Source organism: Xenorhabdus sp. PR6a, assembly GCF_028599065.1.
Taxonomy (GTDB): Bacteria; Pseudomonadota; Gammaproteobacteria; order Enterobacterales; family Enterobacteriaceae; genus Xenorhabdus; species Xenorhabdus doucetiae.
Map to the genome: position 1 here is coordinate 50,781 of NZ_JAQRFJ010000017.1, position 14,176 is coordinate 64,956.

The following is a 14,176-nucleotide window of genomic DNA, read 5'->3' on the forward strand; positions in this document are numbered from 1 at the left end:
CCTTAAAGTTTCTTGAAGTCCAATCCAGTCAATCACCTCAAATAAAATCACGTCAAATTAACCAGATAGATTATTTTTACGTCTATTTTGGTCTATTGCAATCAATATGCAGCAAGGGGCATAATCGGTGGCACCTACACTTCGATTATAAGTATGCCCCATAAAATGAAACTCAACGCGCGACAAATCGAGACGGCAAAACCCAAAGAGAAAACCTATAAACTGACTGACGGTGGCGGCCTGTATCTGGAGGTCACTTCACGCGGTGCTAAATATTGGCGCATGAAGTACTATCGCCCCACCGATAAGAAAGAAGACCGTCTGGCTTTTGGTGTCTATCCGGTTGTATCCCTGGCTGATGCACGGGCCAAACGAGACGAAGCCAAGAAGTTGATTGTACAAGGGATTAATCCCAAAGCAGAGAAAAAAAGGGCAGGTTCTGAATCGAAAGGGGCATACCCCTTTGAGAAAGTCGCCCTTGAGTGGCACGCCAGTAACAAACGCTGGAGTGACAGTCACCGCCACAAAGTACTGCGCAGCCTTGAACAATATATCTTCCCGCATATCGGCAGGCTCGATATTACCACGTTAAGGACAAGTCAGCTTTTAGCCCCGGTCAAAACGGTTGATGCCGAGGGTAAGCATGATATCGCCCAACGGCTACGCCAGCGTATCACTGCCATCATGCGCTATGCCGTCCAGAATGATATTCTGGAGTCCAATCCGGCTAACGATATGACCGGAGCACTCACCACAACAAAATCTCGCCATCACCCCGCCCTGCCCCATGAAAGTTTACCCGATTTTCTGACCCGATTATCCTCTTATCGTGGACGCTTACTGACCCGGATCGCCGTCGAGTTGACTTTATTAACCTTTGTCCGTTCCAGTGAGCTGAGGTTTGCCCGTTGGGAAGAAATCGACTTTGAAAACGCGGTGTGGAAAATTCCCGCCACAAGGCAACCCATTAAAGGCGTTCGGTTTTCTGAGCGTGGCATGAAGATGAAAACCGAACATATCGTGCCACTGAGTCATCAGGCAGTTTCACTGTTCAAAGCCTTGCATAAACTCAGTGGCAACTGTGACGTGATATTTCCCAGTGATCATAATTCCGCGAAAGTCATGAGCGAAAATACCGTTAACAGTGCCTTACGTAACATGGGCTACGATACCCAAACCGAAGTCTGCGGGCATGGGTTCCGCACAATGGCACGTGGCGCGATGGGGGAATCCGGCCTGTGGAGTGATGACGCGATCGAGCGCCAGTTAAGCCATATCGAAAGAAACAATGTCCGGGCGGCCTATATTCACACATCCAAGTATCTGGACGAGCGGCGGCTGATGGTGCAGTGGTGGGCGGATTATCTGGATGCGAACCGGGAAAAGCCCATCACACCCTATGATTTTGCCAAGCCGCTGCGCGACAGCAAAAACCGATAGCGCGGCACGAAAACAATTTCACGCATGGGATAAACAATTAACGCTGTTCATTTAATAACGATTTTTAAATAATTTGCCTGTCATCAAACAACGTCCACGATGAGCACTCACGGACTCGGTAACAGGAAAAAATATGACAGTGACAGCACCGAAGGAAAATCTTATCCGTTTGCCGGAAGTTCAGCGCAGAACGGGTTACAGCAAGGCGTGGATCTACAAATTGATTGGTGACGGGGAATTTCCGAAACAGGTCAAAATCGGCCCCCGCTCTATCGCGTTTATTGAATCAGAAATTGATAACTGGATTACTCAGCGTATCACAGAATCACGGGTGGCATAACGCACACAAAAGAATATGACATAAGAAACGTAACATAAAACACAACGCCCCGAAGTGCGGCACACACTGCGAGGCGTTTCACCAATAACCGTTTAAGGTAAAAAACGATGGCTGATATACAGCATACCCAAACTCGCCCTAAATTTACAGTCCAAAAATCCGCTAATCAAAAACCGCTCGACCTGATCCAGACCGTGAAAACATCGGCTATGTATTATTGGGAAAACCTGCTGCCTGCCTGTGGTATTGATATTCCGGCAAGGGGTAAACATGGCCCTTGCCCTATTTGCGGCGGCACTGACCGTTTCCACTTTATTGACGATCATCATCATGGTAACTGGCATTGTCGGCAGTGTGACGAGCCAAAGTATGGTGATGGGCTGGATTTAGTGGCAAGAACCCAAGGGATCTCGATTACTGAGGCGGCAAAAGTCGTTGCAGATACACTGGCATTACCTTTGCCTGAACCCAAGCCAGCCAGAGAAACCACTTACACAACACGGCCAATTGCCGAAAAAGTGGCAGCACTGGTGGCGAAATCCATTACCGGACATTCGCCATACCTGAGCGCAAAGGGGCTGCAATGTCCCCATCAGCGATTGCTTGAAGACGGCTCTTTGTTGTTGCCACTGACAACACTGGACAAGAAAGTCACGGGTGCGCTGCTTATCAGGCCGGATGGAAAGCGAAAACACCTGTTTGGCAGCAAAAAGAAAGGTTCGTTTATCGCGCTGTCTGTACTGGAAGAACAACCGGACACGGTCTTGATTGCAGAGGGCTACGCCACCGCGCTGACGGTCAGTCAGTTATATAGCGGTCTGGTTCTGGCGGCACTGGATGAGGGAAATCTATTTCCTGTCACAAAAGCCGTTCGGGAACGTTGGCCGGACGCAAAAATCATTATTGCCGCAGATAATGACTGGCACGAACCGGGCGAGCTGGATAAAGACGGCAAACCCAAAAAGAATGTTGGCAAGATCTCGGCAGAAAAAACCGCCCATGCAGTGAAGGGCTGGCTTACATTGCCACCGGGTAATATCAAAGCTGACTGGGACGATTATCGCCAACAACACGGCATTGAGGCAACAAAACAGGCATTCAGTAAAGGGTTGCATCAGGTAGGAGAATATATGAACAGTAAAGCAACAGGGAATCGCAGCAATATAGAAACCCTCTACCCAAATCGCAAGACAAAACTACCGCTTTCAGTCGGTTCTCAAGGCTTTGATGCTCAGTTGGACTACGTCGTTAAGGGCATCATTCCAGCGCATTCCCTGTGCAGCATTTACGGGGCGAGCGGGTCATACAAGAGCTTTCTGGCCGGAGCATGGGGCTGTCATATTGCCACGGGCAAGGCATGGGCTGGGAAATCAGTCGCTCAGGGTTCAGTGATGTACGTCGTCGGTGAAGGCGGGATTGGTGTGCCACGGCGCATCAGGGCATGGGAAATTGTCAACGGTCAGACCGTTGAAAATATGTATCTGATCAATACCCCGGTATTTCCGGCTTCGCCTGCCGAAGTGCATGAGCTGGTGATTGCAGCCCAACAGGTTGAAGCCGAAACGGGCCAACCGGTACGCCTGATTATTCTGGACACCCTCGCCCGTTGTTTTGGGGGCGCTGATGAGAATGATTCAAAAGATATGGGGGCGTTTGTTCGTGGCTGTGACGAGCTGAAAGCCCGGACAGGGGCAAGCATTCTCGTGGTTCACCATTCCGGCAAAGACGAAAGCAAGGGTGCACGGGGTTCCAGTGCCTTTCGTGCTGCGCTGGATGTTGAATATAAGATCAGCCGGGAAGGGAAAAAAGGCGGGGCGCTGGTTATCGCCTGCACCAAGATGAAAGATGCCGAAGAGCCGGAAACCCAAGCCTATGACCTGCGCGTGGTTGAACTCTTTACCGATAAAGACGGTGACAATATTACGTCATTAGCCTTGATTGACAGGCCGCGCGATCCGGTTGAAGAGGAAGAAATCAGTCTTGTCGCCAATAAAACCGATAACCATGCGGCGTTGTGGCAGTGCATACGGTCGCGCACTGCCCTGAAAGAACCTTGCTCCATTGCTCTTGTACGTGATAACTTAAAGGCGATGGGGGTGAATGTGAAGAATTTCAGCCGCTGGTTAACCAAGTTAGAGCATGACGGACTCATTACCCGGAACGGGCAGGAACTCACCATGGTTAACCAGAACAACGGGGATTAAAAAGTGAGTAGAAAAGTGAGGCGTAGTGAGGAGAGGCATTTTACGACTCACCCTATTCCTCACTTTTTTCGCATATATACAGAAAAAGTGAGGAGCAATAAAGGCATTGATTTTTAAGGATAAATAAATCCCAATTCCTCACCTGTTTTTGCAGTGAGGAAAGTAAAAAGTGAGGAGAAAAATGAGGAAGCGTGAGGAGTCATTCCCTTTCTGGCAGGTGTTTTTTTAGGCTCTCCGTGTTACCGGGGTAATTTATTAGCCCGGTAACACGGAGAAGACAAGCGCAGCGCGTCAGTGATACCCTAAAAATTAGCGTCTAACTATCAAGCGAAAAACTCAATGTGACTGCTTTACCACTCTCCGTAAGGGTATTTTTTCCCTTTGATAAAATTTTTGATACGTTCGGAATATTCACCATAACCATCAGGATGGTTTGTTTTATCCCGACAAATCGTCATGTTATCACCAAAAACCGATTCACCTGTGGACACTAAGATATTATCGCCGTTGTTTTTATCGATACCCCGCAACCAAGCGCGTGCAGTTCCAGCAGGAGCCAGACCAATAAAAATTCGCTCTCGATAGTCTGGTGGCTGTTTCTCATAGCCGGGATAGAAAGCAGGCTCGCGCATCAATTGCCTTACCTCTGATGTGAACTCAAACACTGTTTGGTAGGTTTTTTTATCAATGACCGAATCCCAACAAACCATTATCCGCTTAGGTAGCGCTTCACCATGGTTATTAATCCCACTAGCCCCCCCTCCTAACTTCTTACTCCATGAATTCATACTTCTATAGTCTGGATCAGTTCCATCATTCATAAATTTTTGGACAATATAATTATCCTCGTCCTGAAACTGAACAAAACTAATACTGGCTGGGAAATATTCTGGGGTAATAATTTGAAATCTCCACTTCTTATAAGGTAGCGGTTCGCTATTGCGCACAATGGGTTTATAAGTCACTACCCGCTTTCCTGATGAATAGGACACTGACGGATACGACTGACAGGCAGTTAACCCAAATATCATGCCTGAGCAAAGTAACAAAACTAATGTATTGTTGTTTCTCACTATGAAATATCCTTGCCATTATTATCAAAAATAGTTCTACGCCAATCACTATTAGGACGATTCGCATACGCAATTTCTGCTGGAAGAACATCACCTTGGATGCTATTACCTTTTGTTTTCGTATTGTTCCAATTTGCTGAAAAGTGACTATATTTAGACCATATCAATGTCAGTTCTTCCTGAGTAAAAGGCTCAGGTTTCTGCCCCTGCCTGATAGCTCTCCCCTGAGCAATCGCTTTTTCTGTTATAGCCTGAAGCTCCGCCGGAAGTTGATAATTACTATCTTTATCGCTTGGCTTATTAAAAACCAATCCCGCTTCTTGGGCAGCATCTTGCATGACCAGCATACCTGTTTTGGACCAATCATTTTTGATGGTACGAGTAAGAACGGCCGCCGCCGTTACATTGGTTGAACCCGATCGCCTGGAATATTCTGAACTGTCATCGCGCCATGTGATGAGCCTGGTATTTTCATCTGTGATTAATGAACCAATGGTCGGGGATTTTTTTAACTGAGCCAACTCCTTTTGAGCATTTTTATAAACATGAAGATGACTATCTGGAGGTACTCCAACCCCTGATACTTGCATCATTTTCGGTCGGGTGATACATAAATTTTCATCACTCACAGGCTCATATCCGCCGCCAACATCCGCATGTGCACCGGGCAGCTCAAGTTCAGGCCAGTGAGGTTTTACACTGTTTAAGGAGAAATTATAACGGCATTCATTCTGCGCTGTAATATGGAAAACACTTTTTGCAATATCAGGAGATAAAAATATATTAGCAGGTCCCGTCACAGAAGAATTATGAGGGTTGAGCAGATTGTTCATTTCAGCAATTGCAGTAACAGTGTCATAAATACCTAAAAAACGAGTCTTGCCTGTAGGGTTGGTTGATTTTTCCAGATAACGATGATCAGCAAAACACTCATTAAGTACCTTTAATAAATCATCATCTTGTTTCAACACACGGTTAGCAAAATGGCGGGATGATGCAGCCCCTCGACTAAAGCCAATAATATCGAACTGTAGTGATCGGATATTATCCTTTGTTTCTTTCAAAAATTCCGTAAGTTCACTTTTTATTTTTTGTATTCCAATATCCGTTTTAGTGACAACACCCGTATCGCCTCTTCCTGTTCCATATCCAACGACACTATCAGATTCACCTGCCTGAGTGCCAACCCCATCAACATATACTTTAATTTGATGATTTCCTTCACTAATTTCATTTGCCCTATAAATTTTGTATAAGAAAACCACATTAGTGTAATAATTATCGTAACTTAGCCGCCAGACATCACCGGGTGCTCCATATTTGCTGAATGAGCAGTTAGGATCATTAAGCTGTTCTGAAGGAAACCCATCCTCTGTTATGGCACAGAGACGTTCGTTGGTATTATCCACATTGTTCCCCGTTCCATCAAAAAAGACGCCAATCGTCAAATTAATGCCACTTTCAATCACCTGCATTTCCAACACATGCCTTCGTTTAAGCTGAGATGTGCTGAAACCTTTTAATGTCGAATTTTTAAAGTGTTCAGATAATTTCAATTCATCTTCTTGCCAGCCTTTAATCTTAGGGTATGCATCACTGAGCATACCCAACGTAATATATTGGTATTCATGCCCGTCCAATATAGCCGTTGGCTTAACAGGGGAATTGGCTTCGCCAGTTTGCTGACGAGGAATTCGTTTAACTATTTCATCGGCAAGAGGCTGTGCTGTAACAGATAGCGTCACTGGCATGGGGGGAAGATCTTCTTCACGTAATAAGCCGTTCCCATCTGTGGTACCCGTTCGCACAATGCTTTTATTCCCTCGGCTTTTCAATTTATAAGGCATTCCTGACAGAGGTTTACCTTCTTCATCAACTAATTGAAATTCAATCCAGTGTTTCAATATCTTTTGGCAATCAATGCAATCCGTCGGTTCTAACTGACTCATTCTTTTCTTCCCTAATTAAACTTAAATTTCTTTGTTAAGTGCAATTTGTTGATTATCTGTAATAAAGTGTTCAACAGTGAGTTTGTTCAGGTTATGTTTTTCATCTCTCGCCTGTTTCAGCCACGCCACAAGACTGCTTTGCAATTGCCCTTCCGGTTCATCCAGTTTGAGTGCTAATTCAGCATTGTTTTCCCAAAGTTGACAACTTAAGGCATAAGCCAGATTTTTGAGGGTGGTATCAGTTGAGTAACGGGCTTCAATCAGATGATCACCCAGCACAAATAAATTCTCTGCCAGTTCCTGAGGGCAATTTTCTGGGCGGTAATAACAATACGGATCGGGCGTATCGATCATCAGTTCATTGACCGGAGTTAAGAGTTCACGCCAGTCACCCGGTTGCAGGGCGGGCAGCAGGGGTGTGAAAATACGGTTATCCATCAGACGCAAAACCACCACTTGCCCGCGCAGCAGAACCTGCTGATGTAACCGCCAGTGCTCTAACTGAAATGACCACGGCAAGGTGCTGCGATATCCCCAGCCCCAACTGGCATCACTGAATTCGTGTTTATCCAGAAGCAGAGCTAGTTCCGGCAGGCATTTTGCTTTGGGTTGAATCAGCCACGGGCTTTGTTCCAGCATGGCATTCATCGGCGTACCGCTGTAGAGCGGAAACGCCTGCTCTGTCCAGCCATTGAGATAAAAGGTCTGGACGGGGTTCGGCTTCGCCAGACTGTTGACTAGAAAATAACACTCCCCTCTGTCCTGATGTGACAGCCAGCTTTTCCAATCGGTCGATTCCATCATGCTTCTTCTGCTCCTGTGATAATCCAGTTTTCTTCTTGCTGTGCGAGATTGGCACAGGCCGGTTTGGCGGTGAATTCCACTTCCGGCAATGGCTCCACCCCCTCGGGCAGTAGTAAGGAAATCCCGCGCCCGCTGCCGCCTGAACCCTGCCCGACGCTGATGGGGGAAGATAAAATCCCGCCCGGCGTCACTTTCAGAAAACTGCCGCCCACTTTCAGGGTGATTTCTGCCGCGGCTTCCAGCACCACTTTACCGCCGCTTTTCAGGTGGATTTCCTGTCCGCTGTCAATCACGGTGGCGTCGCCGGTCTGGATATGCTGGCTACCGGCAATTCGGTGGGAGACATCGCCTTCAGTGGTGATTTTGCGCGAACCGGCCACCTGATGATGGTCATCGGCGCGGATATCGTGGTAACGGTTGTTGTCAATGCGTTGTTTCTGGTCATGTTTGATATGCCAGTAAGCATCGTTTTCAATATGGGCGGTAAAGTCTTTTTGGCCGTGGATATAAATCTCTTCACTGCCTTTGGCATCCTCAAACCGCAGTTCGTTAAAGCCCTTGCCTTTATGAGTTTTAGTCTTGAAGGTCGTGCGGGTTTTCTGGGCAGGTAAGTCTAACGGTGGGCGGTTCAGGCCGTTGTAGACACAGCCGGTGACGATTGGCCGGTCAATATCCCCGTTGAGATAGGAAATAATCACTTCCTGCCCGATACGCGGGATCGCCATAAAACCGAAGCCGTTGCCGTTCCAGCCTTGCGCCACGCGCACCCAGCAGGAAGCGCCGTCATCCGGCGGGTCATAGCGGTTCCAGTGGAAATGGACTTTAATCGCACCGTCTTTATTAACGAAAATCTCTTCCCCTTCCGGCCCGACCACCATCGCCGTTTCATCGCCATCGGCCAGCGGTTTGTAGTGGAAAGGCGGACGCCAGTCGGCAAGGCCGTCAATAAAGCTGAACTGGTTGGTCAGTGTGGTGCCGTCACCGCTGTTATCGCCCAGCGCCTGCGGGCAGCGCCCGTGGTGGCTGATACCGACAATCTGCCAGCGGGCATTCAGTGGCGTATGCGGGTGATTTTTAATCTCAAAGATTTTGCCGGGCATCAGTTTGATGCAGTTACTGTTGCCGCTGCCGATTTTTTTCTGGTTATCCAGTGCTTCATGGCGGTATTTGAGAAACGGTTTGGCGGCGGCATCTTTCTGAAAACGCCCGTAGCTTTCAAATACGGTATACGGCGTTTGGCTGCCAAAATCGCGGAAACCTTCACTGCTGGTCATATGGGAGAGATGATAACGGGGATTGTCGTAGTTAAAGTCTTTGTGGAGGCTGCGTTGCGGACTCATCCCGACGCCCAGCCGTACCTGATAAACGGTATCTGTCCCATGCGCGGTTTCCGGCTGCGGCTGGTAAAGCAGCGGCAACCCCGCCGTCATCCCCAGATGGCTGTCGCTGAAAAACAGCGTTTCATCCTCAAACCAGAAGCTGATGCCTTCTTCCGCGGCCAGACGGCTGAAAAACCCATAGTCCGATTCCCGCTTCTGGGTCACATATTCCCGGTCCTGATGGGGATCGTAGAGTTTCGAATCAGCGCGGACTTTATGCTTTTTCAACAGGCCGTTTAGGATGGCAGGCACATTTTGCTGATGGAAAATCCGGCTGTCCTGATTGAGCGTCAGACGCCAGAGCGCAGGCCGAACCGTCACGGTATAAAGGATTTTATTGCCGTCGGTACCCGCCCAGTCCGCATGGGAGATAATGCCGGTAATTTTGCGTTGCAGCGTTGTGCCGTTAAACACTTGTAACACCGCTTCCTGCATCAGCAGCGCGGTTAAATCAATTTCCGGCTTTGGCTTAAAGGGGTTTTCTGGCAAAGACTGAACCAGCGTCAGATTGAGGGTAAACAGTTCAGATAACCCTTCCTGAAGGGAAAACTCGCCCACGGCGAAGGTGGTTTCAGGCAGGCCGGCTATCTGAAACGTAAAGCGTAATCCGCTTTTGGCCGCCGTTAACCCGTTTATTATATTCATTTTATTTTGCTCCTTGTTATGATCCCTGACGAATTACATTTCCATGCGTGTCCCATAGATCTCTTTGAATTGCCAAAGAACTTTTTGGTTCGGAGTAGATACATCCAGTTTGACGAAGGTGGACTGGCTGACAAAACAGGCCATTGCTTGATTAATTAACCGGCAGAAACGGTACATTTCCCCCGGATCCGCGTAGCAGTCGGGATTCAGGGTCAGTGACAGCAGACGCCCGCGAATAGGGCGGCCCAGTTTCAACCGGTCGATCAGGCGCTCTTCCACCTGCATAATGCCGTCGATATGCCGCTGGATATGGCGGCTCAGGGGGCGATTAAATTCGGCATAATAGTCAAACAGGCGGAGAAAATGCGGCATCCCTTCGGTGGTAAACAATAAAACAGGCGGGCTGGCGAGGCAGGAAAGCAGCGGCCAGCCGGAATTATCCTGCAACATCGGCGGGTAATCTGCCGTGACCGGCGTGATATTGCGTACACTGAGATGGGAAGGCGCACCTTCCTGCATCACGGTAATGCTGCCCGGCCCCAGTGCCATCGCGGGTTCGTGGTAGCCGGTAAAATCGCAGGTGACAGTGAGTTCAGGCAAATTGCGGGCCGGTTTGCCCGTCAGGTCAAAAAAATGCAACGAGTGTTGAATACGATCCAGCAAATCACGTTCGGTGCGAAGCTGATAGTAGAAATAATCCGGCTCTTCCCCGGCCAGCAGATCCGCGGCGGGGGTAAACTGCTCTATCGGCAGATAGCGGTAAGGCGTGCCCCGTTGTGCATCCTCCCCGGGCTGCTGAACCACCTGAATATCCCGTAAGCGGAACAGTTTTACCGCCTCGCCCAGCGGCAGGGGATACGTGTTATTGCCGGCACTCAGCGGAATGGGCGGGCTGAGCCGGTTTTCCAGATGAATGGCCGGCACACAGCCCAGCATAAAAGCATCACCGACCTCATCCAGCGGCAGTTCGCCTTCAAAACGAAAAATCAGCTCAAAAGTGCCGTCCGCGTTGAGTGGGATTTCCGCGTAGTAACGGCCAATATCAAGGGTGACAAAGTTATACAGATGGGGCAGCGCATAATATTCCACCAGCGTTTGCAGGCCGGTGTAGGGGCTTTTTCCCATCGGCAGGATGGGATTATCCAGTAAATCATGCCAGCCATAAGGAAAGCAGTTCAGCCTGCGCTGTTCACCCTGTGTTCTCAGGCGCATTTCACAGATATGCTGATCCAGCCACAGGCTGAGCTGTGCCGCGCGTTCGGTATCCGTGCCGAGGAAAAAAGAGAGCGTTCCGCTCTTCCAGACTGGTGAAACACTTCCCGTCTGGCACAGGGTCAGGATGATTTCGCTGTGGGTGCCGGTTTTCTTCACCGTGCGATCCCGCACAACCAAAGGCTCAATATGCAAAGGGCGGCTGGTTTTAAAACTGAGCAGCTGCCCGTCCACTTGCGCAGAAACGGAAGTGCTTTTGGGTATCTCAGCAGCGCCCTGATGTTCGCCATCGGTGGGGAAAAATTGCACTATCGTGGTGGGCGGAATCGGACATAACGCTAACGGCCAGATACGGGACAGAATGCCGTGGGTAATTTCGGGAAAATCATCTTCCAGCTTGTCCCGTAAGCGGGCGATCAGTAGCGCAAAAGCTTCAAAGAGGCGCTGAATATCCGGATCATGGGCGGTGACCAGAAAATCCGTTAAATGGGGTGACGCTTTCGCTACGCGCTGCGCCAGCTCCCGCAGATAGGCTCGTTCTTGCAGGTACAGCGATTCCTTGTTGTTTTTCATTAAATTTCACTTATGTTGTTATCCATCAGATATCGGAATGGTGCTGAATTAATAGAGATTCGGTCTATAATTGTACACATTCATCAGTGAAATTAATTAACCAATTAGATTCAATTTTCGTCTGGTTTTGGTGGAATATGGGGGTATTAGCGGAATTTGCACGGGAATTCAGGCAAAAATAAGGATGGCAGAATCACCACTATTTGACTCTATTCGGCCTGAGCGCTAACATTCTTTCTACAACAATGATCCATCGCCTGTCAGGATCGCCTTCGGGTGGCGAGCAAAAACTCCCGTAGCCTGAAAGGGAGAGCATTGCAATGCGGTACATCTGCGCACTTTTGGAAGCAGATATCACCGGACACATAACCCACCGTCCGCGATGAAGGTTTACCGGTTTATGCACCGGCTTATCACACACTCCCCGCAGAATGGTATTTGCCACGTTCTGACTTATACCATTTTAACCGGTACAACATTCACCGACATGCTTATCCACGAATAACAAACGTCCCGAAAGCTGCGCGGCGTCACTTGCGTAACAGCGTAGCGATTACCAAGTGACGCCGCCGGGCAGAAAACGTCCTGAGCGCAACCGGACTGGCTTTACGGCCGATTTGAACTACGAATTACTCAGTGCAACCTCTCGAAACAGGCCATTGACTGACATTTCGTTTGATTGATGAACGAATTTCAAGTCTGGTTTTCAACCCACTGCCTTAAAACAGGCTGATACAGCAAAAAAGGAAATATGACACACGTCACGATTAATGAGGCGTTCATCCTGACTGAGATCAGGCACTGAACGGGGAGTACACCATCGCCGTGCCTGGCATGCACGTAGCGAACTCCTGCAATAACTCAACACAATGCTCTCTCTGCTACACATTATCTGACGCACCACGGAACGGTGAACCTAACCGACACGCAGAGAATGTTTCAAAATGTTAGAAATGAATGAAAATGGTCTGAAAACACAGGGGAAATGCGGATAGCAAAGCGATCACGAACGAGAATAAACAACAAAGATTATTTAGCCGTCCGTATTTTCCTCTGAGTTTGTCCGATGGCTGAGGGCAGGATTCATTGTGTCTTCATTTAAAATAATGATAAATATCATTTAATTACAGTTAAAATAATAATGAATTTGAAATATTGTAATGGATACTGACGCGATATTGAGCGGATTCATAATCATTAGACTTAGTAATTCAGTTATTGAGTCAGATAAAACAATCAGTTAAAGTATCCACGCCATTGGAAAAATCCAATGGTCAAGGTTTTGCAGCCTTGCGCACTTATACACTGGTAAGATACTTTACCAGTGTTCTTGCTATTACCTTTTCTATGGTGGTTCAGGCTGGGGAGGCTATGCCTCGCCGGAATAAGTGCCGGTCTGCAAACCCTGTCTGAATCACCACCATCAATGTTTAATTAATGGAAGGGGTAGCAGGAATGAATAACGTTAGAAATGACTGGCACCAAGCCGATATTATTGCTGCATTACGTAAACGTGGTACAACCTTAGCGGCTGTCTCGCGTGAATCGGGACTCAGTTCATCGACATTAGCAAACGCATTAAGCCGCCCGTGGCCTAAAGGGGAGTGGATTATTGCGAACTACCTCGGTATACATCCTTCGGAAATCTGGCCGAGTCGCTATTTTGGTGTGAGTGGTCAACTGATTGAACGCAAGGTTCGCGATAAACCACAGGAATAACCTGCCTCAATTTGTGATCGACTTCGTAAAAATGATAAATTTTAATATGAAGCCCTGAGTATGAAATAGCCGACAAATTTGTCCATTTTTAAACCTCATGGCTTTTTTGCTGTAAAACAACGAAAAAAATATACAAACGTAATAAAAGTTAGTATAATCAGCCCCATGCCGAGATTCATGTAACAAAATAATTCAGGGGCATTAAAAGGGGCACAAAAGAGACATCTGAAAATAAATTAATAATAATCAATAAATTACATTTATTTTCGATTCCGCCTCCGGCACCAATTTTTAAAGCTCGTTTGTTGAAGTGATATCAATAACTTAACACGTGAGTCGGAAATAAGTGCTGTTAAGCAAATGTTAATGAATATAATCTATTACTTTGCGTAAGTTAATAAACTAAAAACAGCCACTCTATACAAAGTCAGGTGAACACAGTTTGTGCTCACCTTTTTACATTGAAAGTAATGATTTCAGTAATTGATTCTGATGTCAAGTCAGGTGATGGTCAGAATTGCTCTTTGAGCACACTTCCCGGTTTCTTTGTTTTGTGTCTCCACCTCCAAACCATTCCATAATCCAGTGACACCGTCAGGGCAATCCCGCTGATATCCTGCCCTGTTTTTTTACATCACGTTAACGGATTACACAGCAAGATCCAGATAAAACGCCAGTTCATTCGCCAGGGTTTTACCCGCGATTTCCATATCGATATCAATATACTCCATCGTGGTCACCAGACTACGGTGTCCAAGCAAACATCTGACCAACTGTAAATTCCGGTCCGGTGCTTTCATCAGCTCCGTAGCCAGGGTATGACGAAAACGGTGAGGGG

At 47.6% G+C, this 14,176-nt stretch carries 10 protein-coding genes and 1 pseudogene; 5 read left to right on the plus strand and 6 right to left on the minus strand.

Going from position 1 to position 14,176, the window contains the following annotated elements; all coding sequences use genetic code 11:
* Positions 1 to 165: 165 nt before the first annotated feature.
* The 4 genes and pseudogenes from PSI15_RS07055 (at position 166) to PSI15_RS18585 (ending at position 3,984) form a co-directional block, all read left to right on the plus strand.
* A complete protein-coding gene (locus PSI15_RS07055) occupies positions 166 to 1,440 on the plus strand; it encodes a tyrosine-type recombinase/integrase (protein ID WP_273582904.1) in 1,275 nt (424 codons plus the stop codon).
* 133 nt (positions 1,441 to 1,573) lie between these two features.
* A complete protein-coding gene (locus PSI15_RS07060; protein ID WP_273582905.1) occupies positions 1,574 to 1,780 on the plus strand; it encodes a helix-turn-helix transcriptional regulator in 207 nt (68 codons plus the stop codon).
* Positions 1,781 to 1,989: 209 nt separating this feature from the next.
* A pseudogene (locus tag PSI15_RS18580) lies at positions 1,990 to 2,799 on the plus strand (primase-helicase zinc-binding domain-containing protein); the annotation flags it as partial.
* 90 nt (positions 2,800 to 2,889) lie between these two features.
* Positions 2,890 to 3,984: a helicase RepA family protein gene (locus tag PSI15_RS18585; protein WP_443256076.1), complete on the plus strand. Its 1,095-nt coding sequence runs from the start codon at positions 2,890 to 2,892 to the stop codon at positions 3,982 to 3,984.
* Between the two features lie 350 nt (positions 3,985 to 4,334).
* Here PSI15_RS18585 and PSI15_RS07070 read toward each other — a convergent pair whose 3' ends face one another.
* From PSI15_RS07070 to PSI15_RS07090, 5 genes are all read right to left on the minus strand, one after another.
* The gene (locus PSI15_RS07070) at positions 4,335 to 4,949 is read right to left on the minus strand and encodes a DUF2931 family protein (RefSeq protein ID WP_273582907.1); all 615 of its coding nucleotides are present in this window, start codon (positions 4,947 to 4,949) and stop codon (positions 4,335 to 4,337) included.
* A gap of 107 nt (positions 4,950 to 5,056) precedes the next feature.
* The gene (locus PSI15_RS07075; protein ID WP_273582908.1) at positions 5,057 to 7,006 is read right to left on the minus strand and encodes a phospholipase effector Tle1 domain-containing protein; all 1,950 of its coding nucleotides are present in this window, start codon (positions 7,004 to 7,006) and stop codon (positions 5,057 to 5,059) included.
* 21 nt (positions 7,007 to 7,027) lie between these two features.
* On the minus strand, positions 7,028 to 7,810 hold the full coding sequence (locus tag PSI15_RS07080; RefSeq protein ID WP_273582909.1) for a DUF4123 domain-containing protein: 783 nt from the start codon (positions 7,808 to 7,810) through the stop codon (positions 7,028 to 7,030).
* Positions 7,807 to 9,834: a type VI secretion system Vgr family protein gene (locus PSI15_RS07085; RefSeq protein WP_273582910.1), complete on the minus strand. Its 2,028-nt coding sequence runs from the start codon at positions 9,832 to 9,834 to the stop codon at positions 7,807 to 7,809. The genes PSI15_RS07080 and PSI15_RS07085 overlap by 4 nt, the downstream gene beginning before the upstream one ends.
* Before the next feature lie 33 nt (positions 9,835 to 9,867).
* Positions 9,868 to 11,619 carry a type VI secretion system baseplate subunit TssF gene (locus tag PSI15_RS07090; protein ID WP_273582911.1) on the minus strand — a complete coding sequence of 584 codons (1,752 nt, stop codon included), beginning with the start codon at positions 11,617 to 11,619 and terminating at the stop codon, positions 9,868 to 9,870.
* 1,455 nt (positions 11,620 to 13,074) lie between these two features.
* On the opposite strand from PSI15_RS07090, the gene PSI15_RS07095 reads away from it, so the two are divergent.
* Complete coding sequence (locus PSI15_RS07095) at positions 13,075 to 13,338, plus strand: helix-turn-helix domain-containing protein (RefSeq protein ID WP_273582912.1); 264 nt, start codon at positions 13,075 to 13,077, stop codon at positions 13,336 to 13,338.
* 647 nt (positions 13,339 to 13,985) lie between these two features.
* On the opposite strand, the gene PSI15_RS07100 is transcribed toward PSI15_RS07095, so the two are convergent.
* Positions 13,986 to 14,176 (minus strand): tyrosine-type recombinase/integrase (locus PSI15_RS07100; protein WP_273582913.1); only part of this gene is annotated, 191 nt, incomplete at its 5' end.

Bases quoted from the DNA above. Each gene is read 5' to 3' on its own strand.
- PSI15_RS07055 (WP_273582904.1), top strand. From the start codon at position 166: ATGAAACTCAACGCGCGACAAATCGAGACGGCAAAACCCAAAGAGAAA.
- PSI15_RS07060 (WP_273582905.1), top strand. From the start codon at position 1,574: ATGACAGTGACAGCACCGAAGGAAAATCTTATCCGTTTGCCGGAAGTT.
- PSI15_RS07075 (WP_273582908.1), bottom strand. From the start codon at position 7,006: ATGAGTCAGTTAGAACCGACGGATTGCATTGATTGCCAAAAGATATTG.
- PSI15_RS07080 (WP_273582909.1), bottom strand. From the start codon at position 7,810: ATGATGGAATCGACCGATTGGAAAAGCTGGCTGTCACATCAGGACAGA.
- PSI15_RS07085 (WP_273582910.1), bottom strand. From the start codon at position 9,834: ATGAATATAATAAACGGGTTAACGGCGGCCAAAAGCGGATTACGCTTT.
- PSI15_RS07090 (WP_273582911.1), bottom strand. From the start codon at position 11,619: ATGAAAAACAACAAGGAATCGCTGTACCTGCAAGAACGAGCCTATCTG.
- PSI15_RS07095 (WP_273582912.1), top strand. From the start codon at position 13,075: ATGAATAACGTTAGAAATGACTGGCACCAAGCCGATATTATTGCTGCA.